Consider the following 26375-nt stretch of genomic DNA (forward strand, 5'->3'; position numbering starts at 1 on the left):
ATTCGATCGGCGTTGCCGATCGCGGGTGATGCGGTGTCTCAGACTTTCGTCTGTGGCAAAACTGCGCTGGTTTGGTCAAGCGCGGCGGTGCTTGTGCCGGTGGCGCGGCGGGCGATCAGGTCGTGGTAGAGCGCGGTGTAGTTGGCGGCCATTTGCTCGGATGTGAACAGCTCTTCGAAACGTGCGGCGGCGCGCCGGCCCATCGTGCGTGCCAGTTCGGGGTTGTCCCACAGCGTGCGCATTGCGGCGCGCAATGCCAGCGCGTCCGATGGCGGGACCACCAGGCCCGTATCGCCATCGATGTTGATGTACGTGGTGCCGGTGCCGATCTCGCTCGAGATCATGGGCTTGCCGTACATCGCGCCTTCGAGCAGCGAGATGCCGAATGCTTCCGAGCGCAGGTGCGACGGGAACGATACCGCGTAGCACAGCGTCAGCAGCGCGGCTTTATCGGGTTCGTCGATCGCGCCCACGAACAGGACGTTCTTCAGGCCCAGGCGCGCAGCTTGTTCCTTGAGCTCTTGCTCGATCGGCCCCGCACCGACGATGACGACCGGGTAGTCGGTGCCGGCGGCTGCCTCGAGCAGGATGTGCAGGCCCTTGTAATAGCGCAGCACGCCCACGAACAGGAAAAACTTGGGACCGACCCGCTCGCGCCAGTGCGCCAGGCGATCGGGGTCGGGCTGCGGATAGGTGGTGCGGTCCAGGCCGAACGGAATCACGCTGGTCTTGCCCGGATAGCGCGCCAGCACGGTCGATGAGCCCAGGTAATTTGGCGAGGTCGCGACGATGGCGTCGACGCTGCGCAGGAAGCGGTGCTTGAGCGGCTGGTACAGGCGCAGCAAGTGGCGCTGGCGCACGATGTCGGAGTGGTACGTCACCACCGTCGGCTTGTTCACGCGCGCCATGAAATGCGCCAGGTCCATGAACGGCCACGGGAAGTGGTAGTGCACGACGTCGGCTTCACGCGCCAGGCGCGCCAGCGCGCCGATCGACTGGACCGAGATGGCATTGGACGCAATCTCGGCATTGAGCGGGACACGGTGCACCATATGGCCCTCGAACTCGAACGGCGCGAGGTTCTGGTGGCGCGACAGCGACAGCACGGTATTGGTCACGCCAAGGCGCCCGGTGCCCACGGCCATCTGGCGGATCACCTGTTCGACGCCGCCCACTGAATCCGGATGGTAGGTCTTGTAAAAATGAAGGACGCGCATAATCAACTCAGCTTACTGCGAAAGTACGGCTCGGTACACATTTGCCGTCAGGCGTGCGGTGTTTTGCCATGTCAGTTGTTCGGCACGTGCACGCCCGGCGGCGATACAGCGCGTGCGTGCAGCGCTGTCCTGTGCCAGTGTGCGCATGGCCTCGGCCAGTTCGCCCACCGACAACGGGTCGACCAGCAAGGCTGCATCGCCCGCCACTTCGGGCAGCGAGGTCGTGTTGGATGCCACCACCGGCACGTTCGAGGCAAACGCTTCGAGCACCGGAATGCCATAGCCTTCGTACAGTGAGGGGAAGACGAACACGCCGGCGCCGGCATACAGGTGGCGCAATTGTTCCTGGTCGGTCAGGCGATCGAGCCAAATCAGGTTCTCGCCCGCCGCGCGCGCCGCCCCCATGCTGGCCACCAGGGCCTCGCTGCGGCTGCCGGGCGCGCCGACGATCACCAGCGCGCGCTCGGCGCGCACGGCTGCGGGCAGCATCAGCCAGGCGGCCAGCAGGCGCTCGACATTCTTGCGCGGCTGCAGCGTACCCACGAACAAAAAATAGCCTGCCTGCAGTTCGTAGGCCGCCAGCGTGGCGCGCGTGGCCTTCGGCGCGGGCGGCGTCAGCCAGCTTTCGTCGACGCCGCACGGCACCACCGTCACGCGCCGCTCGTCGATGCCGAAGCACTCGACCAGCTCGGGAATCGCAAAGTGCGACAGCGCGATCACGTGATCGGCCTTGCGCGCGGCCCTGGCCTGCAGCCAGTTTTTCAACGCGCGCAAGCGCGGATTGCACCACTCCGGGTGCTTGATCGGCAGCGCGTCGTGCAGACTGGCCACGACCGGACAATCCATGCGCACCACGCGGTAGTCGGTCACATGGAACACGTCGAGCGGCATGTGGACGCGGTGCACAGCCGGTGTGACCACGTCGAGCAGCGTGGCTGTTTCAAAGGAATAAGGAAAGGCCTGGCCGACACTGATGTCAGTGGCTGCGCCGCGCGCGCGCGGCCAGGACCACGGCGTGACGGCGCAGCCGCTGGCCGGCAGGTGGCGCAGCAAGGCGTTGGTATAGACGCCGATGCCATCGAGGCGGCCGCCCGTCAGGCCCGGTTCGATCATGGTCGTCCCGAGGCCGACGTTGATCGCTGCGGCATTCACGCCAGGTACATCCAGCGCAAGGTCTCGTACAGTGGCGTCGGGGCCAGGTCGCCCACCACGGCAGTCAGCTTGCGATTGCTGCCAGTCAGTTGCAGCACGTCGTTGGCGCGCACGAAGGCCGGGTTGACCTGCACGTCGATGCGGTAGCCGGCGATCTCGCCCATCATCTCGATCACGTTCGACAGCGAGTGCGGCATGCCCGAGCAGACGTTGAACGCTTCGCCGGCCGGCGCTGCCGCCAGGATGCGACGGTAGGCACGCGCCACCATGCGCACATCGGAGAAATCGCGCTCGATGGCCAGATTGCCCAGTTCGATGCGCGCTTCGTTGCGGCGGAAATGCGAGACGATTTTCGGCAGCAGGAAATTCTCCGCCTGCCCCACGCCGGTATAGTTGAACGGTCGCACGATCGTGATCGGCAACTTGTCCATCCACAGGCGCGCCATGTATTCCATGGCCAGCTTGCTCACCGCGTAATCGTTGGCCGGTGCCGGGGTCACATCTTCATCGATGACAGGCACGCTGGCATTGCCGTAGATGTTGGCCGACGACGCCAGCAGCACGCTGGTTGGCCGGTGACTGCCGCCAGCAAGTGCCTCGAGCAGATTGCGCGTGCCCACCACATTGACGTGGTAGATGGCCTCGACGTTGGCGTGCCCGACAAACGCAATGCCGGCCAGGTGCGCCACGACATCGGGCTGCACCTCGGCGACCATCGCAGCAACGGCATCGCGGTCGCACAGATCCACCGCGAACATGTCGGGGCCGACCTCCTCGCCCGGCATCACGGTGCCAAACACGCGGTAGCCGGCGGCCGTCAGCTCTTGCACCAGGTAGTACCCGGTAAAGCCGCGCAGGCCCGTGATCAGGGCGCGCCGCCCTTCCCCTTCACGCAGCAGGGTGTCGTCCGTGGCCAGGCGCGTCATATCAGAACGAGAAGCCCAGTTCGTTGCGACGCAGGTCGGCATCGACCATCATCTGGCACAGCTCTTCGAGCGTGGTCTTCGGTTCCCAACCCAGCTCGCGCCTGGCCTTGGCCGGATCGCCAATGAGCAGCTCGACTTCGGCCGGACGGTAGAACTTCGGCGAGACGCGCACCAGTTGCTTGCCGCTGGCGGTGCAGTGGGCCACTTCGTTGTCGCCGCTGCCGCTCCAGTCGAGCGACACGTCGACGGCCTTGAAGGCCATGTTGACGAAATCGCGCACGGTCTCAGTGCGGTTGGTGGCCAGCACATAGGTGTCAGGCTTGTCGGCCTGCAGCATGCGCCACATGCCTTCGACGTATTCCTTGGCAAAACCCCAGTCGCGCTTGGCATCCATATTGCCCAGCTCGAGCATGTCCTGCTTGCCCAGCTTGATCTTGGCGACGGTATCGGTGATCTTGCGCGTGACGAACTCGCGGCCGCGCAGTGGCGACTCATGGTTGAACAGGATGCCCGACGAACCGAAGATGTCATACGACTCGCGGTAATTGATCGTCATCCAGTGCGCGTACAGTTTGGCCACACCGTACGGGCTGCGTGGGTAAAACGGGGTCTCTTCGATCTGCGGGATCGCCTGCACCTTGCCGAACATTTCCGACGTCGACGCCTGGTAGAAGCGGATCCTGGAGTTGACGATGCGGATCGCCTCGAGCAGGTGGACCGCGCCCAGGCCGGTAATCGATGCGGTGGCCAGCGGCTGGTCGAACGACACGCCGACAAAACTTTGCGCTGCCAGGTTGTAGACCTCGCTTGGCTGCGCCGTTTCAAGCAGGCGGATACTCGAAGCCAGGTCGGTCAGGTCGTATTCGACCAGCGACAGGTTTGGATGCGTGGTAACGCCGAGCTCATCCATGCGCCAGAAATTGACTGAGCTCGAACGGCGATAGGTGCCGGTGACGTGGTAGCCTTTTTCGAGAAGCAGTTGCGCCAGATAGGCGCCGTCCTGGCCGGTAATACCGGTGATGAGGGCTCGTTTGTTATGCATATGATGGATGGTTTGAAATTGGTCTTGCAGGCGCAACGTGATGAAAAACGCGCCCGGCCAAACGAAGATTGTAACAGAGGAGGTTGCCAGACTGGCTCGCGCTCCGGATTTTCGTGCCATTCAGACAACGCTTATCCAGATAATTATGACGCGAAAATGACGCGGCAAACCGGGCGCTTACGGTTTGTTACGTGTGTCCGGCTGAGGTGACAAACGCGCGACGAACGCGCGACAAAGCGGTGACAGCCCGAGACAGAGTGCGTCAGCGGCGTGGGGGGGGGGGGGGCGGGGGGCCCCCCCCCCCCCCCCCCCCCCCCCCCCCCCCCCCCCCCCCCCCCCCCCCCCCCCCCCCCACACGGGGTTCCCCCCCCCCCCCCTTGGGCCGCGGCGGGGGGGTGGGGCGGCCCGCCCACCCCCCACGACGCCAATCACCCTCAGCGCAGTGACACTGCCTCGACGACGGCCAGCGCCGTCATGTTGACGATCCGGCGTACGGTTGCCGACGGGGTCAGGATATGCACCGGCCGCGCGCAGCCCAGCAGGACCGGGCCGATGGCGATGCCGTTGCCGGCTGCCGTCTTGACCAGATTGTAGGCGATGTTCGCGGCGTCGATATTCGGCATCACGAGCAGGTTGGCATCGCCCTTGAGTGTCGAGTTCGGCATGATCTTGGCGCGCATCTTGGCGTCGAGCGCCGTGTCGCCATGCATCTCGCCATCGATTTCCAGATCGGGCTTCTTTTGCTGCACGAGGGCCAGCGCGGCGCGCATCTTTTGCGCCGATTCCGAATTGGCGCTGCCGAAGTTCGAGTGCGACAGCAACGCTGCGCGCGGCACGATGCCGAAACGTTCCATTTCTTCGGCCGCCATCACCGTAATCTCGGCCAATTGCTCGGCGGTCGGATTTTCGTTGACGTGAGTATCGACCATTGCCAGCTGGCGCTCTGGCGTGATGACGAAGTTCATTGCCGCATATACCTTGGCGCCGGCGCGCTTGCCCAGCACCTGGTCGACGAATTCCAGGTGCATCTGCGTGGTGCCATAGGTGCCGCAGATCATGCCGTCGGCTTCGCCCTTGTGGATCATCATCGCGCCGATCAGCGTGTGGCGGCGGCGCATGGCCAGCTTGGCCAGATCTTGCGTGACGCCCTTGCGCATCACCATCTGGTGATAGCTCTGCCAGTAATCGCGGTAACGCTCGTCGAAATCGGGATTGATGACATCGAAATGCACGCCGAGTTTCAGGCGCAGGCCGAATTTCTCGATGCGCTGCTCCAGCACGGCCGGGCGGCCGACCAGGATCGGGCGCGCCAGCTTCTCGTCGACCACCACCTGCACGGCGCGCAGCACGCGCTCTTCTTCGCCTTCGGCGTAGACGATGCGCTTGAGTTCATCCGGAGCGCTCTTGGCGATCGTAAACAGCGGCTTCATGAAGGTGCCGCTGCGGTACACGAACTGCTGCAGGCTCTCGGCGTAGGCGCCCAGGTCCTCGATCGGGCGGGCGGCAACGCCACCGTCCATCGCGGCCTTGGCCACGGCCGGCGCGATGTGGGTCAGAAGGCGCGGATCGAACGGCATCGGGATCAGGTATTCCGGACCGAACGACAGGTTCGAGATGCCATACGCCGAGGCCACGATGTCCGACTGCTCGGCGTGCGCCAGGTCGGCAATCGCGTGGACCACGGCGATTTCCATTTCGCGCGTGATCGTCGTCGCGCCGCAATCGAGCGCGCCGCGGAACATGTACGGGAAGCACAGCACGTTGTTGACCTGGTTCGGATAGTCCGAACGGCCGGTGGCGATGATCGCGTCGCTGCGCACGGCTTTCACGTCTTCGGGCAGGATTTCCGGGTTCGGGTTCGCCAGCGCCAGGATCAGCGGGCTCGGGCCCATCGACGCGACCATTTCTTTCTTGAGCACGCCACCAGCGGACAGGCCCAGGAAGATGTCGGCGCCAGGGATGACCTCGGCCAGGCTGCGGTGCGGCGTGTCCTGGGCAAAGCGTTCCTTGTCCGGGTCCATCAGCTCGACGCGGCCCTTGTAGACCACGCCGGCCAGGTCGGTCACGAAGATGTTTTCGATCGGGAAGCCCAGGTCGACGATCAGGTCGAGGCAGGCCAGCGCGGCCGCGCCGGCGCCGGACACCACCAGTTTGCACGACGTGATGTCCTTGCCCACGACTTTGAGGCCATTCATGATCGCGGCGCCGACGATGATCGCGGTGCCGTGCTGGTCATCGTGGAAGACCGGAATCTTCATGCGCTCGCGCAGCTTGCGCTCGATGTAGAAGCACTCGGGCGCCTTGATGTCTTCGAGGTTCACGCCGCCAAAGGTCGGCTCGAGCGAAGCGATGATGTCGACCAGCTTGTCGGGATCGGTTTCGTTGATCTCGATGTCGAACACGTCGATTGCGGCAAATTTCTTGAACAGTACGCCCTTGCCTTCCATCACTGGCTTGGAGGCCAGCGGGCCGATATTGCCCAGGCCCAGGACGGCGGTGCCGTTGGTAATGACCGCCACCAGGTTACCGCGCGCCGTGTACTTGTAGGCGTTGGCCGGATCCTTGACGATCTCTTCGCATGGCGCCGCGACGCCCGGCGAGTACGCCAGCGCCAGGTCGCGCTGATTCAGCAGGCCCTTGGTGGGCGTGACGCTGATCTTGCCGGGACGTGGGAACTGGTGATATTCGAGCGCTGCTTGGCGCAATTGCTGACGCAATTCTTCTTTTTTGTCAGATGACGAATCCATGCTGGGAGGCCTTCCTGGTGCGAAACGGGGTTTTCGATTCTATCAGAGAGGGTGTTGGCAACGACTACGTATTTTCAACATGCTTATGTGCGGTTGCAGCAAAATCGCGCCGCATGCCTGCCGTTTGTGCCACGGTACAATCGCGCCATGCTCTCCGAATTCGATCTCATCAAGCGTTACTTCAAGCGCGACCGGCCCGGCCGCGCGCCTCTGGGCATCGGTGACGACTGCGCCCTGCTCGCTGTCACGCCGGGCCACCAGCTTGCCATCTCGTCCGACATGCTGGTCGAGGATCGCCACTTCTTTGCCGGCGCCGACCCGCGCATGCTGGGCCACAAGGCGCTGGCGGTGAACCTGTCCGACCTGGCGGCAATGGGCGCCCGCCCCGTCGCGTTCACGCTGGCGCTCGCGCTGCCCGAGGCCAATCCGGACTGGCTCGCCGGCTTCTCGCAAGGCCTGTTCGCCCTGGCCGACGCGCACGATTGCGAACTGATCGGCGGCGATACGACCAGGGGCCCGCTGAACATCTGCATCACCGTGTTCGGCGAACTTGCGCCGGGCCATGCACTGCGGCGCGACGCGGCGCAGGCGGGCGACGATATCTGGATCTCGGGCACGCTGGGCGACGCCCGGCTGGCACTGGCGGGGTACTGGAACGAGCTCGAACTCGACCCGGCATTGCACGCAAAAGCGGCCACGCGCATGCACCTGCCAACGCCGCGCGTGGCCCTCGGCCTGGCGCTGGCCAGCCTGCCGGTCGCCCATGCAGCGCTCGATATTTCGGACGGGCTGGTGGGCGACCTTGGCCACATCCTGCAAGCTTCGCGGGTGGGCGCGACGCTCAACGTCGATGCGCTGCCGGCCGGGCAGGTGCTGGCGCAGCAGGCGCCGGCATTGCGGCGGCGCTTCACGGCGGCCGGCGGCGACGATTACGAGTTGTGCTTTACCGCGCCGCGCGCCGCGCGCGAGGCCGTGCTGGCGGCTGGGGCGCAGGCCGAAACACCGGTGACCCGAGTCGGCAGCATCGACGCCGCGCCAGGCTTGCGCCTCGTCGATGGCAACGGCGCGCCACTGGAACTTGGCGTGGCCGGCTGGGACCATTTCAAGGTTGGCTGAGCCGGAATACGCATGAATGAAGTTGCAAGAAAGCTATAATTAACGGTTTCTGCAATGTTGAAACCGTCTCCTTCATGAGCATCCAACCGGTTAACTGCCTTACCTGGAAAAGCGCCAAATGAGTTTTGTGCAGAATGTTCTTGCTGGTTTGAAAACGCGCTCCCGTCGCTATAGCGCCATGCTGGCGCATCCCCGCGCGCCCGGCATTGCTGTCTGGCTGGTGCCTGTGCTGTATGGCTTGTTGTCAATCGCTCTCGGCCAGGACAACAATTGGGACCTGAGGAACTACCACTGGTATAACGCTTACGCCCTGCTCAACGGCCGGCTCGACCTCGACATGGCGCCGGGCCAGTGGCAAAGCTACTTCAATCCGCTGATCGACGTTCCCTATTATTTGCTGACCATTTCGCTGCCCGGCCCGCTGGTCGGCTTCCTGATGGGCTTTGTCCAAGGCCTGAACTTCGTACTGCTGCTGGCCATCGCGCGCCAGTTGCTGGGCGAGCGCAGCCACGGCGCGCGCCTGCCCATCCTGCTGGCCGCTGCCGGCGTGTGCGGCGCCGGCTTCCTGTCGCAACTGGGCAATACCATGGGCGACAACCTGACCGCGCTGCTGGTGCTCGGTGCGCTGTACCTGGTGCTGCGCGGCTGGAACGCCCTGCACACCGCCTCCGGCCACGTGTTCGCGCTGATGCTGTTGTCCGGGCTGGCAATGGGCCTGGGCACCGGTCTGAAACTGACCAACGCGCCTTACGCGGTGGCCCTGTGTGTTGCTTTGCTGACGGTGCCGGCGTCGTGGGGCGTACGTCTGGCGCTGGCCTTCACGCAGGGCTGCGCAGTAGCTGTGGGTATCCTGATGGCGGCAGGTTACTGGTGGATGACGATGTGGGAACGCTTCGGCAATCCGCTGTTCCCGCAATTTAATAATATTTTCCGCAGCTCGATGGCACAGCAACTCGGGGTGATCGACAACCACCACATGCCGCAGAATGTGCTCGAAGCACTGGCCTGGCCACTGGTATTCATGGCCCAGACCGTGCGGGTGTCGGAAATTCGGCTCACGCTGGCCGTCCTGCCGGTACTGTACGTGCTTGCGCTGCTGTTCGTGGTGCTGTGGATCGCGCAGAAAATGCGCAATCGTGCGGCACCGTCTTCGCTGTCGCCACGTGCATGTTTTCTCATGGTGTTCGGCCTGGTCGCCTATCTGCTGTGGATGAAGCTGTTTGGCATCTACCGCTATCTGGTGCCGCTCGAATTGCTCGCACCACTGATGGTCTGGATTCTGGTTGAACGCATGGCTCCCCCCGTCCATGCTGCACGGATCGGCGGGTGGCTGCTGGCGGCCACCACGCTCGTCGCATTCCCGTTCAACTCGTGGGGTCACGCTCGCTGGGCATCGCCGAATATCAGCGCCCAGGTGCCGCCACTGGCGCGGCCGGCCGACACGATCGTCTTCACTGCCCATGGTGACCCACCGATGGGCTGGCTGGCCACGTTCTTCCCGCGTGATGTTCGCGTGATCGCGCTGGCCGGCGGCTTTCCCGAGTCACCGGCCTGGCTTGAACGGATCCAGTCCGCCATCGCGGGCAGGCCCGGACCGCATTACGTGATGCTGGTCGCCGCCCGGGTCGACACGCGGCGCAAACGCAAACCCGAGAACGGCTCTGCCCAATTGCGCGAGCGCCTGATCGCCGCTGCGCTGGAAAAGGATCGCGTGACGATGGCAGCCGCGAAGACCAGCCTGGCGCCCTATGGACTGGCCATCAATGACGGTGCCTGCAAGACCTATGTCGCTTCGATGGGCGCAACGCCGTTCCCGTTCCGCTTCTGCCCCGTCGTCGTCGTCAAGCCGTAATGCTGCCGGGGCGGCCCTGGGGGGCCGCCTCTTGCCCCTCGCCCTCACGCGGCGCCTTGCGGTCGTCATACGGCCCGTGCGTCATCCAGTAATGGCGAAACGCCAGCCGGATATTGTCGCGCAGCGCCATGTCGTCCCACGGCTTGGTGTAGAAGCGGTAGATCGCGCCCCGGTTGATGGAATCGAGCACCGCTTCCACGCCCGTGTCGCCCGACAGGATGATGCGGATCGTGTCCGGATACATTTCCTTGACCTTGCTGAGAAACTCGGTCCCGCTCATCACGGGCATGCGCTGGTCGCACAGGATCACGTGCACGTGGTACAGCGCCAGCAGTTCGAAGCCTTCGGCGGGCGAGCCTGCGGTCAGCACGCGGTAGCCATCGCGCCGGAACAGACGGTGCAGCGCGGCCAGCACATTCGCATCGTCGTCGACGATGAGCAGCGTCTGCACATTGTCGACCACTTCGGGCAGATGGTCCGGACTGGCGCGGTTTGACACGACGAGCGTGGCCAGCTGGCCTGCCGGCAGCGCGCGCGAGAAGTAGAAGCCCTGGATTTCATCGCAGCGGTGGCGCCGCAGGTAGGCCATCTGGGCGCGCGTCTCGACGCCTTCGGCGACCACCTGCATGTGCAGGCTGTGCGCCATGCTGATGATGGCCAGCGCGATCGCAGCGTCGTCCGGGTTGGTGACGATGTCGCGCACGAACGCGATGTCGATTTTCAGCTTGTCGATCGGGAAGCGCTTCAGGTAGGCCAGGCTCGAATAGCCGGTGCCGAAGTCGTCGATCGCGATGCGGATTCCCAGCGCCTTCAGGCGCCTGAGCACCTCGGTGGTGCGCTCGGCATTTTGCATCAGCGCGCTTTCGGTCAGCTCCAGTTCGAGCAGGCTTGCCTCGATGCCGTGGCGTTCGAGGGCGCTGCGCACCACCTCTTCCAGGTCGCCCTCGACGAACTGGCGGCTCGAGACGTTCACCGCCACCCGCACGTCGCGCACGCCGGCCGCATTCCAGGCCGCGATCTGGCGGCAGGCTTCATCGATGATCCAGTCGCCCACGCGCACGACCAGGCCGGTTTCTTCCATCACCGGCACGAATTCGGCCGGATACACGAGGCCATAGCCGGGCCGGTTCCAGCGCAGCAGCGCTTCGCTGCCGGCGATGCGGCCGGTGTTCAGTTCTATCTTGGGCTGATAGTGCAGCACAAACTGGTTGTCCGCCAGCGCGCCGCGCAGCGCCAGTTCGAGGTCCAGGCGCGCCAGCACCTGCACGTTCATGCCGGCGGTGAAAAAGCGGTAGCCGTCGCGCCCTGCTTCCTTGGCCCGCACCATGGCCGTGTCGGCGTACTTGACGAGCGTGCCCGGGTCGATCGTGTCGTCCGGGTACATCGCGATGCCGATGCTGGCCGTGAGCGCGGCCTGCTGACCATGCAGGTCGAACGGCAGGCGCAGCGATTCGCGCACTTCGTTGGCCATGTTCACGGCGTCCTGCTGGTCGCGCGGCATCGTCAGTATCAACGCAAATTCATCGCCGCCCAGGCGCCCGACCGAATCGCGCACCCTCACGCAGCGCACCAGGCGCGTGCTGAACTGGCGCAGCAGCTCGTCGCCTGGGGCCGTGCCGAGCGAATCGTTGATCACCTTGAAGCGGTCGAGCGTGATGCACAGCACCGCCACGCGCCAGTTCTTGTCCTGGGCCAGCTCGATCGTGCCGCGCAGGTTTTCAAAGAACAGCGTGCGGTTCGGCAGGCCGGTCAGTGCGTCGTAGCTGGCCGCGTGGCGCAGCCGCTCCTGCGCCAGCAGGCGCTCGCTGATGTCGCGCGCCACGGCAATGAGCATGCGCTGGGCGTTGCGTTGCCCTTGCGGATCCTGCAGCTTCCAGCTGATTTCCACCGGCACCGAGCCTTCGCCACCGGCACGCAGCAGGTCGGTCTCGACGATGTCCGGCTCGGGCGGCCCGCCCTGCGCGGCCGCGCCGATATGGCGTTCAAGCTGCGAGCGCGAGGCCAGACCCAGCGCCACCGGATCGATGCGCAGCAGCGCCTCGCGCGAAAAGCCCAGCATGCGGCAGGCGCCTTCGGACACGTCGACCATCGCCATATTGGCCGTATCGATCAAAAACAGCGCATCGGGCGTGGCGTCCATTGCGCCGCGAAAGCGCGCCAGTTCGGCGGTGCGCTCGCGTACCTGGCGTTCAAGTTCGCTGCCGTAGTCGAGGGATTCGCGGTGCAGCAGGCGCACCTCGAGCAGGTTGCGAATGCGCGTCATGACCTCGACCGTGTCGAACGGCTTGCCGATGAAGTCGCGCGCGCCGGCTTCGAGCGCCGCCAGTTTCTTGTCCGGTTCGGCCGTCACCACCAGCACCGGCAGCCACGAATCGCTCTCCAGGGGTTTCAGGGCCTCCATCACGTCAAAGCCGTCCATCCCCGGCATGTGCAGGTCGAGAATGATCAGGTCGAAACGGTGCTTCAGGTGCAGCGCGACGACCTGGCGCGGGTCGAACGTTGAAATGACGTTTTCGTAGCCGGTGGTCTTGAGGAGATACTCGAGCAACTGCACGTTGACCGGTTCGTCATCGACGACCAGGATACGGGCACGTCTGATGTCGGACAGGGAAATCATGGGTGGGTCCTTTCGCCTGGCACGGCCAGCGTTGGCCCCTCCGCCAGGGTGCTGTTGATCGCTTCAGTGAATTTCTCGATGTCGATCGGCTTGGTCAGGTAGCGGTGGAACCCCGCCGCCACGCCGCGCTCGATATCGCGCGGCATGGCGTTGGCGGTCAGCGCGATCACCGGAATCTGCGCGGTTTCCGGGTCCGCGCCAAGCTGGCGCAGCACCTCGAAGCCGCTCATGCCGGGCAGGTTCAGGTCCATCAGGATGATGTCCGGGCGGTGCGCCCGCGCCAGTTGCAGGCCCAGGTGACCGTCGTGCGCCGCCAGCAGGCGCAGGTCGCGCCGGAACGCCACGATCTCTTCCACCAGGCGCAGATTGGCCGGATTGTCCTCGACATACAGCAGCAGGCGCGGCGCGGCTTCGGTCGTGGACGTGGACCGGGTCAGCGCGCCAGCGTCCGGCGCGACCCGTTCAACCAGGCCGGACGTGCGCGGCGCCGTGCTGGCCAGCTCGATCCAGAACACGCTGCCGACACCGGGGCTGCTGGTCACGCCGATTTCGCCGCCCATCAGTTCCACCAGGCGCTTGGTCACCACCAGGCCGATGCCGGTACCTTCCTGGGTGCCGGACTCCTGGCCCAGCCGGTTGAATGGCTGAAACAGGCTCGCGACCTGCTCGGGATTGAGACCATTGCCGGTGTCCTGCACCGACAGGCGCATGCGCGTGGGCGTGGGCTGGTCGCAGGCAAGCACCACGGCGCCCTCGTCGCGGTTGTATTTCACCGCATTCGACAGCAGGTTGAGCATGACCTGCTTCAGGCGCGTGCGATCGGCCATGACCACCGCGCCATCAACGTCGGGGAACAGCACCCGCACCTTGCGCGTGGCGGCGATCGGCTCGATCATCGTGCGGCATTCAAGCAGGATGTCGGCCAGCGCAACCGGCTCCATCGACAGCGTGATGGTGCCCGATTCGACCTTGGCCAGGTCGAGGATCTCGTTGATCAGCGTGAGCAGGTGGCGGCCCGACTTGAGGATGTGGTTGGCGAACTCCTTCTTTTGCTCGAGCGTCGACGGCAGTGTGTTCGAGGTCAGGATCTGGGCAAAGCCCAGGATGGCATTGAGTGGCGTGCGCAGTTCGTGGCTCATCGACGACAGGAACGCCGACTTGGCCTGGTTGGCGCTGCGCGCTTCTTCATTGGCGTTGGCCAGTTCGGCGTTGGCCAGCGCCAGTTGCAGGGTGCGCTCGTCGACGCGCTGCTCGAGCTGCTCGTTCAGGCGCATCACTTCTTGCTGGGCGTGCGAGCGTTCGGTGGCCGAGCGCAGGGTGGCGTTGTGCGAGTCTTCGAGTTCGCGCGTGCGGCCTTCGATTTCGGTGAGCATCGCGTTGAACGAGTCGGCCAGCTCGGCCGCTTCGTCGTCGCCGATGCGCGGCGCACGGCGCGAATAATCGCGCGTGGCCACCACGTCGCGCGCCACTTCGGTGATCGCAATGATCGGCGACGTGAGCACGCGCCCGAAACGGCGCATCAGCAGGTAGGCGATTACCATCGCGATCAGGGTCACGCCGGCGGCGATGGCAAGGTAATCGACGAAGCGCGCCAGCATGCGGTTTTCGGCGCGCATCACGACAGTACCGACCGCCTCGCCATTTTCGATGATCGGCTGGCTGACCACCATGATGCCGTCGCCGCTCTGGTCGATCGCTTCGAGGCGCCTGGGCACGGGCCGCTTTTCACCGGTCGCGGAATACGAAGCGAACAGCTGGCCACGCGCATCGTAAATGGCTGCGCCGCGCACCAGCGGACTGGCGCGCAGCAGCAGCAGGTCTTCGTTGGCAAGACGCGGGTCGTCGAAGGTGAGCGCGGCGGACGTCATGTGGCCGACCAGTTCGGCGTTGGTCGACAGGTCATTCATGAGCGTCCGGTGATAGCTGCGCAGGTCGTACGCCACCACGAGGGCGATCGAGACCAGCAGTGCGACGAATGTCGTCGTCATCACCATGGCTACCAGCTTCTTGCGGATCGAGCGCTGGCGGCTCATGCTTCCTCCACGAACCGTTTGACGAAACGGCTACGCGCGTGCGTTGGGCGCTGGCCCGGTTGGGCTGGCGACTTCACGATCGGGCCGATCCTGACCGGCCACGTGCGATGCGTCCGTACGGCATTGTCAAGTGTGTGAACAAAAAAGGACTATCTGGTTACAGGTACTAGCTGCTTTCCAGCATAGCAGCCCGACCAAGCCGCATGTCGCACGGCACCTTTATCCGGTTTTCACAACAACCTTGCCGTCGATCTGGCCATGCGACCAGCATAGCATCTTTACATTCGGCAACACTATTGCGCCATCGCCTGATACCCGGGATGCCATGCCGGCGCACCGCGCGCTAGAATGACCTTACCCGGACAAGACCGTCCGCCGACCGTACAAGGAGACGCACGTGACGCATGAACTTACCGATCTTGCAAATCAGGTCAGCCAGACGCTTGGCGCCAAAAAACTGATGCTGGCCACGGCCGAATCCTGTACCGGCGGCGGCATCGCCCAGGCGCTCACCGATATTCCCGGCTCGAGCGACTGGTTCGATCGCGGCTTCGTCACCTATTCGAACACGGCCAAGAACGACATGCTGGACGTCTCCGACGCCGTCATCGCCCAGTTCGGCGCCGTCAGCGAAGAAGTGGCCGCTGCCATGGCCGCCGGCGCCGTCGCCAACAGCAGCGCCGACGTGGCCGTCTCAACCACCGGCATCGCCGGCCCGAGCGGCGGCGTGCCCGGCAAGCCGGTCGGCACCGTGTGCTTCGGCTGGGCGCGGGGCGACCATGTGCAGACCGAGCGCCTCGTGTTCCAGGGCGACCGCCAGGCGGTGCGTGCGCAAGCCGTCGCGCATGCGCTGCGCGGGCTGCTGCGTCTGGTTGAATAGCGGCGCACTGGCACTGGCGCTGGCAGCGCCGGCGCCACGCCTTTGCCGCGTATCCGCGATAATAGCGTGTTGCACCAAGCGAATGTCGACGGCGCCTTGCCGCCTGCCGTGCCGGCCGGCCGGGGCGTCGCGCGACCGATGCGAAGGTCGTTGCCACTGAAATTGTCTGGAGAATGCTTGAATATTCCTACCCTGATGGTCCCGCTGATGCTGGCCGCTGCGCCGGCCTCCGGCCCGGCCCAGGCGCAGCCCCCCGCCCCTGCGTCGCCATCGGCTGCCTCGCCGGTGCCGGCAATCGCCTTTGACAAACTGGTACTGCCCAACGGCCTGCAAGTGATCCTGGTCGAAGACAAGCGCCTGCCGATCGTCGCCGTAAACCTGTGGTACCACGTCGGCCCGGCCAACGAGGCGCCCGGCCTGACGGGCTTTGCCCACCTGTTCGAGCACATGATGTTCGCCGCCACCGCGCACATCCCGCGCGGCATGGCCGACCGTCTGCTCGAAGGCGCCGGCGCGACCGACAGCAACGGCGGCACGGGTTACGACAGCACCAGCTACTACGACACCGTGCCGTCGAACCAGCTCGAACTGGCGCTGTGGGTGCACGCCGACCGCATGGGCTACCTGCTCGACGTACTCGACCAGCAGGCGCTGACCAACCAGCAGGACGTGGTACGCAACGAGCGGCGCCAGACCGTCGAGGGCGAGCCGTACGGCATCGTCGAGGAAGCGCTGGCGCGCACGCTGTTCCCGCAGGGGCACCCGTACGCGGCCTCGATCATCGGTTCGCACGCCGACATCCAGAGCGCGCGCCTGGAAGACGTGCGCGCCTTCTTCACCCAATACTATGGTCCCAACAATGCCAGCCTGGTGATCGCCGGCGACATCGACAAGCAGAGCGTGCGCGAGCTGGTCACGCGCTACTTCGGCGGCCTGCGGCGCGGGCCGGACGTGGTGCGCCCGCACGTGGTCACGCCGCCGATCACGGCCGAACGCCGCGTCGTCGTGCGCGACCGCGTCGAACTGCCGCGCGTGTTCATGGGCTGGCTCACACCGGCTGCCTATCAGCCCGGCGACGCCGAGCTGATGGTGGCGGCGACGATCCTGGGCGGCGGCAAGTCGAGCCGCCTGTACAAATCGCTCGTCTACGAACGTCAGATCGCCCAGGATGTCTCGGCCTCGCAAGGCTCGCTCGGCCTGGCCTCGACCTTCGTCATCGACGTGACGGCGCGCGCCGGCCACACGCCGCAAGAGATCGAAGCGGCGATCGACGCCGAACTGGCCCTGCTGCGCACCGAAGGTCCGACGGCGCGCGAAGTCGAACGCGCGCGCAACAGCCTGGAAACGTCGCTGCTGGCGTCGCTGGAAAAGCTGGGCGGCGATGGCCTGGCCGAGCAGCTCAATCACTACAACCTGTACACGGGCGACCCGGGCTACCTGGACAAGGACCTGGCGCGCCTGCGCCGCATCGACGCCGCCGCTGTGCAGCGTGCGGTGCAGAGCTGGCTGCCGCAGCAGGCGCGCGCCGTCGTCACGGGCGTGCCGGGCAAGCCGAAGGTGGACGATCCGCGCATTGGCAAGGCCACCCGCACCGCGGCCGCAGCAAAGCCGGTGGCTCCGGTCAACGTGGCCGAAGCGTGGCGCGCGACGCCGCCGAACGCCGGCCCGACGCCGCGCTTCAAACAGCCACGGGGCGAGACCTTCACGCTGGCCAATGGCCTGACCGTCATCCACTACCGCAATCCAGCGCTGCCGCTCGTCTCGAGCCAGCTCGTGGTGCGTAGCGGCGGCGCCGCCAATCCATCCGACCTGCCCGGTCTGGCCGGTTTCACCGCCCAGATGCTGGAAGAAGGCACGGCCACGCGCGGTGCGCCGGCCATTGCCGACGACATTGCGCAATTGGGTGCCTTTATGGACACGGGCAGCAGCGACGACGTCTCGACCGTGTCGCTGCTGGCCCTGACGTCCACCTTTGCACGCGCGCTGGAAATCGTCGCCGACATCGTCCAGCGCCCCGCGTTCCCGCTTGCCGAGATCGAACGCCAGCGCCAGGACCGCCTCGGCGCGCTCACACAACAGCGCGACGATCCCGAAACCGTGGCCGCGCTGGCCGCAGCAGGCGCGCTGTTTGGCGCGGGCCACCCGAAAGGCTATGGCCAGCTTGGCCTGGAGCCGGCTATCAAGCGCACGACGCGCGACGACATCGTGGGCTTCTGGCGTCGCCATTACGTGCCGTCGAACGCGGCGCTGGTGGTCACCGGCGACATCACGCGCGCCGAACTGGAAGCGCTGGCGCAGGCGCAGTTCGGCGACTGGACGGGGGCCGACGCACCAGCGGCTGCGGTTGGCACGGCCAAACCGACCGCTGCGCGCCTGGTCGTCATCGACCAGCCGGACGCTGGCCAGACGGCGCTGCAGGTGGCAACGATGGGCCCGGCGCGCGACACGCCCGACTTCCCGGCGCTGCAAATCATGAACGGGGTGCTTGGCGGGATGTTCTCGAGCCGGCTCAACAACAACCTGCGCGAGACGCGCGGGCTGACCTACGGCATCCATTCGCACTTCGACTACGACCGCCAGCCGGCGCCGTTTTCGGTGGAAGCGAGCGTGCAGCAGGATGCGACCGGTGAAGCGGTGCGCGAAATCCTGCGCGAAGTCGCGCTGCTGCGCGAGCAGCCGATCTCCACCGACGAGCTGACAGCGGCGCGCAATGCGCAGTTGCTGTCGCTGCCGGGGCAGTTCGAGACCAATGCCGACATTGGCGCCAGCCTGACAGAGTTGTTTGTCTATGGTTTGCCGGCGGATTACTACGACAGCCTGGCCACGCACCTGGCGGGCGTTGGCGTCGACGACGTGCAGGCGGTCGCGCGCCGCTGGCTCGATCCGGACCGGATGATCGTGGTGGCGGTGGGCGAACGGCGCAAGATTCTGCCGCAGTTGCAGAAACTGGGGCTGGGCCAGCCGGAAATGCGCGACGACGACGGGCAGGTGCGCGACAAGCCCCGTCACTGAACCGGTGTAGAACCACACCGTGCTTGTCCAGCACAGATCTTTGCACTAACATGTGAACACCTATTCACATGTTAGAGTCGCATGCACGAACACACCCACACGCACCCGGCCGCCCAGCCGATCGCCCCGCCGCCCGAGGAAGCGATCGGCCAGCTGGCCGACCTGTTCCACCTGCTGGGTGACGCAACGCGCCTGCGCATCGTGCTGGCCTGCCTGACGCAGCCGACGGCCGTGGGCGACATCGCTAATACCTTGTCGCTGTCCAGTTCACTGGTCAGCCACCACCTGCGCCTGCTGCGCGCGGCCCGCATCGTCAAGGCCGAGCGCCAGGGCAAGCAAGTCTTTTACGCAGCTGCCGATGCCCACATCAGCAGCCTGCTTTCCACCATGTTCGAGCACATTGCCGAACCCGCCACCGGAATGGACGCATGAGCCAACATCACCAGCACGATCACGACCATGATCACAAGCACGATCACAAGCACGACAACCACAAGCACGATGACCATGGCCACGGCTTCGGCCACCATCACCACCACATGCCTTCCCCCGAAGGCAACGGGCGCGCCTTTGCGCTGGCGATCGGGCTCAACATGGCCTTCGTCATCATCGAATTCGCCTATGGCTTCATCGCGCATTCGACGGCGCTGATGGCCGACGCCGGCCACAACCTGTCCGACGTGCTGGGCCTGGTGCTGGCCTGGGGCGCGGCGGTGCTCGCCAAGAGCGTACCGACCGGCCGCTACACCTACGGCCTGCGCGGCTCGTCGATCCTGGCGGCAATGGGCAACGGCCTGCTGCTGATGGTGGCGTGCGGCGCCATCGCCTGGGAAGCGGTGCAGCGCTTCGCCGAACCGGCGCCCGTTGCCGGGGCCACGGTGTCGATCGTTGCCGCCATCGGCGTGCTGATCAACGGCTTCTCGGCCTGGCTGTTCCTGGCCGGCAGCAAGGGCGATCTGAACATCCGCGGCGCCTACCTGCACATGGCGGCCGATGCGGCGCTGTCGCTGGGCGTGGCGGTCTCGGGCCTGATCATCATGTTCTGGGGCTGGACCTGGATCGATCCGGCCGTCAGCCTGGTGATCGTGGTAGTCATCGTGCTGGGTACGTGGTCGCTGCTGCGCGAATCGGTGCAGCTGTCGATGGCGGCCGTGCCGCCCGGCGTGGATGCCGACAAGGTACGCGCCTTCCTGCTCGCGCAGCCCGGCGTGGCCGACCTGCACGACCTGCACATCTGGGCGCTGAGCACGACCGAGACGGCGTTGACGGCGCACGTCGTGATGCCCGCCGGGTATCCGGGCGATGCGGCGATCGATGCGATGGTGGACGGGTTATGCGGGCAGTTCGCGATTCATCACTGCACGCTGCAGGTCGAGGAAGGCACGACCCATCATCACTGCACGCTGCAGGGGCACGCGCACTGACAGACTGACGTGGCCCGGAACCGGGCCACGTTACAACAGCATTACTTCACATTGAGCAGTTCGACGTCGAAGATCAGATCGGAATCCGGCGGAATCATCCCGCCGCCCGCGCCACGCTTGCCATAGGCCAGCGCGCTCGGGATGATCAGCGTGCGCTTGCCGCCGACCTTCATGCCGGCCACGCCCTGCTCCCAGCCCTTGATCACGCGGCCCGCGCCCAGCTGGAATTCCAGCGGATCGCGGCCATTGTCGAGCGACGAATCGAACTTGCGGCCGCGCTGCTGCTTGGCCAGCGGCTTGTGGAACCAGCCCGTGTAATTGACGACGACATTGCTGCCGAGCGATGCTTCCTTGCCGGTGCCGACTACGCGATCGACGATCTCGACCTGCGGCGCCTGCGTTTCAGCGGCCACTGGCGGCGTGACCGGGGCTGGTGGCGTGGCTGGCTGCTGCGCTTCCGGCGGCTGGGTCGCTGGCTTGCTGGCGTCCTGCGCGCCTTCCTGGGCCTGGGCGCTGCCTGCAACCAGGAACAGGGCGATGACTGCGGATCGACGAATCATGTGTGCTCTTCCATCAAAAGGTCGCAACCGGGCGGTTGCATCTGCACCTATGATAGCAAGGCGGCCTCACCTTGCACAGTTTGCCCGGCGGCTGCCGTGACAGCCTGCGCCTGGGCGTTGGCCGCCTCGGCCAGCCGGCGCAGCACCTGCCCCGCCGTCACCATGCCGAAGGTGGCAGTCACTACCATGCACGAACCGAATCCGGCGCAGTTCAGGCCCGTGATGCCGTTGTCGTCGATTTCGCATGCCCCACCAGCGTTGTCGTCGCCTGTCTCTGGATACCGCAGCGGTTCCATCGAAAACACGGCGTCGATGTGGTACTTCTGCTTTTCGCCGCGCGAAAAACCGTATTGCGCGCGCAGCAGCTTGCGCACTTTTTTCAGCAGCGGTTCCTGCTCGGTGCGGGCCAGGTCGCGGATCTCGACCTTGGTCGGATCGATCTGGCCGCCGGCGCCGCCCACCACCACGAGCGGCATCCTGTTGGCGCTGCACCAGGCGATCAGCGCGGCCTTGGGCTTGACGCTGTCGATCGCATCGACCACGTAATCGAAGCCCTGATTGGCCACCAGGGTCTCGATGTTCTCGAGGTCGATGAAGTCTTCGACCAGGGTCACCTGGCAAAACGGATTGATCTCGGCGATGCGCTGGCGCAATGCTTCGATCTTCGGCATGCCGATGGTCGATGACAGGGCCTGGATCTGGCGGTTGATGTTCGATTCGGCTACGTTGTCGAGATCGATCAGGGTCAGGTGACCGATGGCGCTGCGTGCCAGCGCCTCGACCACCCACGAACCGACGCCGCCGACGCCGATCACGCAAACGTGCGCCGCGCGGAAACGTTCCAGCGCAGGCTCACCGTACAGGCGCCCGATGCCGCCAAAGCGGCGTGCGAAGTCGATCTCCTCCGTGGGCATTGCCGCCGCCCCTTGCTCAAGTAATTGATTCATCCCGATATTGTAGCGGACAGGTGTTTCGCGACTACACTAGAATAATCGTTCGTCAACCAAATAACCTGCGTGTCTCCCACAGAACAATGACCTCTCTCCTGCCCGACACCGCCCCTGATTTCTCCCAGCCGATCGCCGTGCTCAAGCATTGCCATGGCCGCATTCGCAAACAACTGTCCACCCTCGAAAAGCTGCTACCGCACCTGGCCGAACATGGCGTCGACAAGCAGGCGCGCGACGCCGCCGGCGCCGTGCTGCGCTACTTCGACAAGGCGGCGCACCTGCACCACGACGACGAAGAACAGGACCTGATCCCGATGCTGCGCGCCACCGCGCAGGGCGACGACGCCGCCACGCTGCAGGCGCTGGCGCCGACCATCGTTCAGGACCACAACGACATGGACGCCCTGTGGCAAGACCTGCACGAGCAACTGACCGCCATCGAAGCCGGCACCGGGACCATGCTCTCCAGCACGGCCGTCGAACGCTTCGTCGCCCGCTACACGGCGCACATGGAGCGCGAGGAAAGCACGCTGGCGCCGATGGCGATGCGCCTGTTCTCGCCCGAGCAGATGGCACAGCTGGGCCAGGCGATGCAGCGCCGCCGCGGCCTGCTGGCGCCCGAGGCGTTTGACCAGCCGGTGGCATCGGCCACAGGATCGACCACAGCATCGGCCACGGCATCGGCCACGGCGGCGGCCAAGACAGCCGGCGTCGGCCAGGCAGTGGCCGATCTGCGCCAGGATTACGGCCAGGCCAGCCTGAACGAAGACGACGTGCTGGACGACCCGATCGCGCAGTTCACGGCGTGGTTCGAGCAAGCACTGGCGGCGCAAGTGAACGAGCCGAATGCAATGACGGTGGCAACCGTCGGCCCGGGCAACCGGCCGAGCTCGCGCATCGTGCTGATCAAGCAATTCGATCCACGCGGTTTTACCTGGTACACCAATTACGACAGCCAGAAGGCGCAGGAACTGCGCGGCAACAACCAGGCCGCCCTGCTGTTCTTCTGGAGCGAGCTCGAGCGCCAGATCCGCATCGAAGGCCGTGTCGAGATGACCTCAAGCGAAGAAAGCGACCATTATTTCCGCAGCCGGCCGCTCAAGAGCCGGGTCGCGGCGATTGCCTCGCAGCAGAGCAGCCCGATCGCCAACCGCGCCGCGCTCGAAGCGAATTACGATGCCGTGGCGCAGGCCGCCGGCGACGATCCGGCGCGCCCTGACAACTGGGGTGGTTTCCGCCTGGTGCCGGAGCGCATTGAGTTCTGGCAAGGCCGCCGCTCGCGCTTCCATGACCGGATCGTCTACCAGCGCCAGCCGGACGGCAGCTGGACGCGCTCGCGCCTGCAACCGTGATCGTTATGCCTTGAGGCGGTCGCTGAAGGTCGCGCGGAACTTGCTGACCTTCGGCGCCACCACAAACGCGCAATACCCCTGCAACGGGTGTTGCGCGAAGTAATTCTGGTGGTAATCCTCGGCCTTGTACCAGGTTTCCTGCGGCAATACCTGCGTGACCAGCGGCGCATCCCACACCATGGCCATCTCGGCCATCACGGTGCGCGCAACGGCGTCCTGCGCCGGCGACGTGGTGAAGATCACCGACCGGTATTGCGTGCCGACGTCATTGCCCTGGCGATTCAGTGTCGTCGGATCGTGGATCGTGAAGAAGATCTCGAGAATGTCGTGGTAGCTGATCACCGACGGATCGAATTCCAGGCGCACGACTTCGGCGTGGCCGGTGGTGCCGTTGCAGACGGCCTCGTAGGTCGGTTGATCCGCGTGGCCGCCCATATAGCCCGACTCCACGCGCGTGACGCCGTGTGCTTCGAGGAACACCGCCTCGATACACCAGAAGCAGCCACCCCCGAGGATGGCGACGTCGCTTGCTGTTTGCTCACTCATGATGGCCCTTGTAATCGTAAAATTTCGATAAGCTTAATGTAGCGCAAAGCCCGGCTGCCCGCTGTATTGACCCGCTGCCGATGCAGCCAGAGAGCATGGCGCGGCAAGCTTGCGCAGGACGGTGGCATAATGAGCGTCACAGTTCCAGGAACACCATGAATACACTTTCTGCCCGCGCGACCACGCGCGGCTTCGATACGACCCATTTCCGCCAGGCGCTGTCGCAGTTTGCGACCGGCGTCACCGTCATTACCACCCGCCTGGCCGACGGCACCTTCCGCGGCCTGACGGCCAGCTCGTTCAACTCGGTCTCGCTCGATCCGCCGCTGGTGCTGTGGAGCCTGGGCGCCGGGGCGAACAGCATGCCGATCTTCAGCGGCAACTCGCACTACGTCATCAATGTGCTGTCCGCTGGCCAGGAAGAACTGGCCATGCGCTTTGCGCGGCGCGGTGAAAACCCGTTCGAGGGCGTCGACTACGAGCTGTCCCGCACCGGCCTGCCGATCCTCAAGGGCGTGTCGGCCTGGTTCGAATGCCACAACCGCAGCCGTTACCCGGAGGGCGATCACGTCATCTTTGTCGGCGAGGTCGAAGAGTGCCAATTGCAGCCGCAGCCAGCGCTGATCTTCCACGGCGGCAAGTTCGGCAGCACCGCCAGTCAAAAATGAAAATGCCTGTCGCAGTTTGAAAAGATCGGGCTGCGCCACGTTTCTATAATGGTCAGGTAACTTCTAACCAGAATTCAGAGACAGGATTTCCGATGACCCGTACCGACTCGCCCAAGAAAGCCGCTTTTCACTGGGATGACCCGCTGCTGCTGAACAGCCAGCTGACCGATGAAGAGCGCATGGTGCGCGACGCCACTGCTGCCTATTGCCAGGACAAGCTGCGCCCGCGCGTGCTCGAAGCGTTCCGCCACGAGTCGATGGATGTCTCGATCTTCCGCGAAATGGGCGAACTGGGCCTGCTCGGCCCGACCATTCCTGAAGAATACGGCGGCCCGGCAATGGGGTACGTCGCCTACGGCCTGATCGCGCGCGAAGTCGAGCGCGTCGATTCCGGTTACCGCTCGATGATGAGCGTGCAGTCGTCGCTCGTCATGGTCCCGATCTTCGAATTCGGCAACGAAGCGACCAAACAGAAATACCTGCCGAAACTGGCCACCGGCGAATGGATCGGCTGCTTCGGCCTGACCGAGCCGAACCACGGCTCCGACCCTGGCTCGATGATTTCGCGCGCACGCAAGGTCGATGGCGGCTACAGCTTGAGTGGCGCCAAGATGTGGATCACCAATTCGCCAGTGGCCGACGTGTTCGTCGTGTGGGCCAAGGACGATGAAGGCGCGATCCGCGGCTTCGTACTCGAAAAAGGCTGGAAGGGTTTGTCGGCCCCGGCGATCCACGGCAAGTTCGGCCTGCGCGCGTCGGTCACCGGCGAAATCGTCATGGACAATGTGTTTTGCCCGGAAGAAAACGCGTTCCCGGACGTGCGCGGCCTGAAAGGCCCGTTTACCTGCCTGAACTCGGCCCGCTACGGCATCGCCTGGGGCGCACTGGGCGCGGCCGAAGATTGCTGGCACACGGCGCGCCAGTACACGATGGATCGCCAGCAGTTCGGCAAGCCGCTCGCTGCCAACCAGCTGGTGCAAAAGAAGCTGGCCGACATGCAGACCGAAATCACGCTCGGCCTGCAAGGCTGCCTGCGCCTGGGCCGCATGAAGGACGAAGGCACGGCAGCACCCGAAATCACGTCGATCATGAAGCGCAATTCGTGCGGCAAGTCGCTCGATATCGCCCGTATGGCGCGCGATATGCTGGGTGGTAACGGCATCTCGGACGAGTTTGGCATCATCCGCCACATGGTCAACCTCGAGGTGGTCAATACCTACGAGGGCACGCACGACATCCACGCGCTGATCCTCGGCCGCGCCCAGACCGGCATCGCCGCGTTCTGATCGTTCGGTTCGGTTGCTACATGCGCCTGCCACCAAGCAAAAACCGGCTGCTCACGCAGCCGGCTTTGCAACTGCCCTGCCAATTACTTCGATACGCGACGACGCAGGAATCCTGCCCCGAGCAGGCCGATGGCCAGCAAACCGAGACTGCCAGGTTCCGGTACATCGACAGGCGTATCAGCATTGATGAGCGTGATGCGGGCAACCAGGTCTTGTGCGGTGGCATGCGAGAAGGCCAGGTCGAACAGATCGATTCGATACTGGCCGTTAGCACCGAAGTTAACAAAAATTGGCGCCCATACCAGGCTATAGTCGATTGCACTGTCCTGGACACTTCCAATCAAGGCAGTACCGATTGCCATCACGGAATTGCTGACATTGCCCGGGGCAGTAAATGTCAGGGACCAGGCCAGATCGAGATTGTCCGTCTCTGCTAACCGAATACCCTGGCTATTGTTCGACTCCCGAAAATCAACCCGACCAACGACAATCTCACGAAAATCGCTCGGGGAGTTCAAGTTGAAGTTCTCCGCGATGAAGTTTGCAGTACTGAACTCGACATCGAGCAGGGTCGACTGAGCATTTTCCGCCTCAACACCGTAACCGGTGCCCGCGATGGCGCTCGATCCCGTGATGCTGAATGCCGTTGCCGATGCCATGCCGGCTGCTGCGAAAAGGCACATCGAAAGTATTGCTTTACTAAAATATTTCATTTCAGGCCCCTTTGGTTAAGAATTTTCGGATGGTGCATTTCTCTATAAGCAGATTCCATGCCAAAAGATACTTTTGATAATAATCAAATAGTTACCAATTATGCGAGGCAGGTTTTGTAAATACTGTAAATACATTCGACAATGGTGACGTATCTGACCCCGGATTTTGACAATCTTCTAGGAAATAATAGGTGTCATATTTCCTGAACCTAACTTTTTACTGGTTCAGCAGCACCTTGATGCCTGCTGGCAGGATCGACATGGCGTCATCAGCACGTCACA

Annotated in this window: 20 protein-coding genes; 9 read left to right on the forward strand and 11 right to left on the reverse strand. The window is 64.6% G+C overall.

Features of this window, described 5'->3' with window-relative positions; translation table 11 throughout:
• Positions 1–38: 38 nt before the first annotated feature.
• The 5 genes from AC56LY_RS17420 to AC56LY_RS17440 all read right to left on the reverse strand — a co-directional run bounded on the left by AC56LY_RS17420 (position 39) and on the right by AC56LY_RS17440 (position 7084).
• Positions 39–1217 (reverse strand): glycosyltransferase family 4 protein, encoded by a 1179-nt coding sequence (locus AC56LY_RS17420; protein ID WP_499581554.1) that lies wholly within the window; start codon positions 1215–1217, stop codon positions 39–41.
• A gap of 12 nt (positions 1218–1229) precedes the next feature.
• Positions 1230–2369 (reverse strand): glycosyltransferase family 4 protein, encoded by a 1140-nt coding sequence (locus AC56LY_RS17425; RefSeq protein WP_499581556.1) that lies wholly within the window; start codon positions 2367–2369, stop codon positions 1230–1232.
• On the reverse strand, positions 2366–3295 hold the full coding sequence (locus tag AC56LY_RS17430; protein ID WP_499581558.1) for an NAD-dependent epimerase/dehydratase family protein: 930 nt from the start codon (positions 3293–3295) through the stop codon (positions 2366–2368). The genes AC56LY_RS17425 and AC56LY_RS17430 overlap by 4 nt, the downstream gene beginning before the upstream one ends.
• A gap of 1 nt (position 3296) precedes the next feature.
• Entirely contained in the window at positions 3297–4337 is a 1041-nt protein-coding gene (gmd, locus tag AC56LY_RS17435) for a GDP-mannose 4,6-dehydratase (protein WP_499581560.1), read from the reverse strand.
• Positions 4338–4771: 434 nt separating this feature from the next.
• On the reverse strand, positions 4772–7084 hold the full coding sequence (locus tag AC56LY_RS17440) for an NADP-dependent malic enzyme (RefSeq protein WP_499581562.1): 2313 nt from the start codon (positions 7082–7084) through the stop codon (positions 4772–4774).
• 147 nt (positions 7085–7231) lie between these two features.
• Here AC56LY_RS17440 and thiL point away from each other — a divergent pair, with 147 nt between their 5' ends.
• Together thiL and AC56LY_RS17450 are read left to right on the forward strand one after the other, a co-directional pair.
• Positions 7232–8200 carry a thiamine-phosphate kinase gene (gene thiL / locus AC56LY_RS17445; protein WP_499581564.1) on the forward strand — a complete coding sequence of 323 codons (969 nt, stop codon included), beginning with the start codon at positions 7232–7234 and terminating at the stop codon, positions 8198–8200.
• Between the two features lie 148 nt (positions 8201–8348).
• Complete coding sequence (locus tag AC56LY_RS17450; RefSeq protein ID WP_499581566.1) at positions 8349–10052, forward strand: hypothetical protein; 1704 nt, start codon at positions 8349–8351, stop codon at positions 10050–10052.
• Here AC56LY_RS17450 and AC56LY_RS17455 read toward each other — a convergent pair.
• Both AC56LY_RS17455 and AC56LY_RS17460 read right to left on the reverse strand, forming a co-directional pair.
• Complete coding sequence (locus AC56LY_RS17455; RefSeq protein ID WP_499581568.1) at positions 10042–12669, reverse strand: EAL domain-containing protein; 2628 nt, start codon at positions 12667–12669, stop codon at positions 10042–10044. The two genes, AC56LY_RS17450 and AC56LY_RS17455, sit on opposite strands and share 11 nt — an antisense overlap.
• Complete coding sequence (locus AC56LY_RS17460) at positions 12666–14702, reverse strand: sensor histidine kinase, YfiR-like protein-associated (RefSeq protein WP_499581569.1); 2037 nt, start codon at positions 14700–14702, stop codon at positions 12666–12668. Before AC56LY_RS17460 ends, AC56LY_RS17455 begins: the two co-directional genes overlap by 4 nt.
• A gap of 397 nt (positions 14703–15099) precedes the next feature.
• Between AC56LY_RS17460 and AC56LY_RS17465 the strand changes: the two genes are divergently transcribed.
• The 4 genes from AC56LY_RS17465 (at position 15100) to AC56LY_RS17480 (ending at position 20018) form a co-directional block, all read left to right on the forward strand.
• Positions 15100–15582 carry a CinA family protein gene (locus tag AC56LY_RS17465; RefSeq protein WP_499581570.1) on the forward strand — a complete coding sequence of 161 codons (483 nt, stop codon included), beginning with the start codon at positions 15100–15102 and terminating at the stop codon, positions 15580–15582.
• A 177-nt stretch (positions 15583–15759) separates the two neighbouring features.
• Positions 15760–18594, forward strand: coding sequence for a M16 family metallopeptidase (locus AC56LY_RS17470; RefSeq protein ID WP_499581572.1), 2835 nt, complete (start codon positions 15760–15762; stop codon positions 18592–18594).
• A gap of 81 nt (positions 18595–18675) precedes the next feature.
• Entirely contained in the window at positions 18676–19026 is a 351-nt protein-coding gene (locus AC56LY_RS17475; RefSeq protein WP_332532821.1) for an ArsR/SmtB family transcription factor, read from the forward strand.
• The gene (locus AC56LY_RS17480; RefSeq protein WP_499581574.1) at positions 19023–20018 is read left to right on the forward strand and encodes a cation diffusion facilitator family transporter; all 996 of its coding nucleotides are present in this window, start codon (positions 19023–19025) and stop codon (positions 20016–20018) included. The genes AC56LY_RS17475 and AC56LY_RS17480 overlap by 4 nt, the downstream gene beginning before the upstream one ends.
• A gap of 41 nt (positions 20019–20059) precedes the next feature.
• On the opposite strand, the gene AC56LY_RS17485 is transcribed toward AC56LY_RS17480, so the two are convergent.
• Positions 20060–20578, reverse strand: coding sequence for an FKBP-type peptidyl-prolyl cis-trans isomerase (locus AC56LY_RS17485; protein ID WP_499581576.1), 519 nt, complete (start codon positions 20576–20578; stop codon positions 20060–20062).
• Between the two features lie 47 nt (positions 20579–20625).
• The gene (gene tcdA / locus AC56LY_RS17490; protein ID WP_499581578.1) at positions 20626–21525 is read right to left on the reverse strand and encodes a tRNA cyclic N6-threonylcarbamoyladenosine(37) synthase TcdA; all 900 of its coding nucleotides are present in this window, start codon (positions 21523–21525) and stop codon (positions 20626–20628) included.
• 86 nt (positions 21526–21611) lie between these two features.
• On the opposite strand from tcdA, the gene pdxH reads away from it, so the two are divergent.
• Positions 21612–22880: a pyridoxamine 5'-phosphate oxidase gene (gene pdxH / locus AC56LY_RS17495; RefSeq protein WP_499581579.1), complete on the forward strand. Its 1269-nt coding sequence runs from the start codon at positions 21612–21614 to the stop codon at positions 22878–22880.
• A gap of 3 nt (positions 22881–22883) precedes the next feature.
• Here pdxH and msrA read toward each other — a convergent pair whose 3' ends face one another.
• The gene (gene msrA / locus AC56LY_RS17500) at positions 22884–23426 is read right to left on the reverse strand and encodes a peptide-methionine (S)-S-oxide reductase MsrA (protein WP_499581581.1); all 543 of its coding nucleotides are present in this window, start codon (positions 23424–23426) and stop codon (positions 22884–22886) included.
• 155 nt (positions 23427–23581) lie between these two features.
• Here msrA and AC56LY_RS17505 point away from each other — a divergent pair, with 155 nt between their 5' ends.
• Together AC56LY_RS17505 and AC56LY_RS17510 are read left to right on the forward strand one after the other, a co-directional pair.
• On the forward strand, positions 23582–24094 hold the full coding sequence (locus AC56LY_RS17505; RefSeq protein ID WP_499581583.1) for a flavin reductase family protein: 513 nt from the start codon (positions 23582–23584) through the stop codon (positions 24092–24094).
• A 92-nt stretch (positions 24095–24186) separates the two neighbouring features.
• A complete protein-coding gene (locus tag AC56LY_RS17510; protein WP_499581585.1) occupies positions 24187–25380 on the forward strand; it encodes an acyl-CoA dehydrogenase in 1194 nt (397 codons plus the stop codon).
• A gap of 83 nt (positions 25381–25463) precedes the next feature.
• Here the strand turns inward: AC56LY_RS17510 and AC56LY_RS17515 are convergent, their stop codons facing one another.
• Positions 25464–26093 carry a PEP-CTERM sorting domain-containing protein gene (locus AC56LY_RS17515; protein ID WP_499581587.1) on the reverse strand — a complete coding sequence of 210 codons (630 nt, stop codon included), beginning with the start codon at positions 26091–26093 and terminating at the stop codon, positions 25464–25466.
• Positions 26094–26375: the final 282 nt, after the last annotated feature.

This window comes from Telluria sp. ZT3P25 (assembly GCF_059685895.1).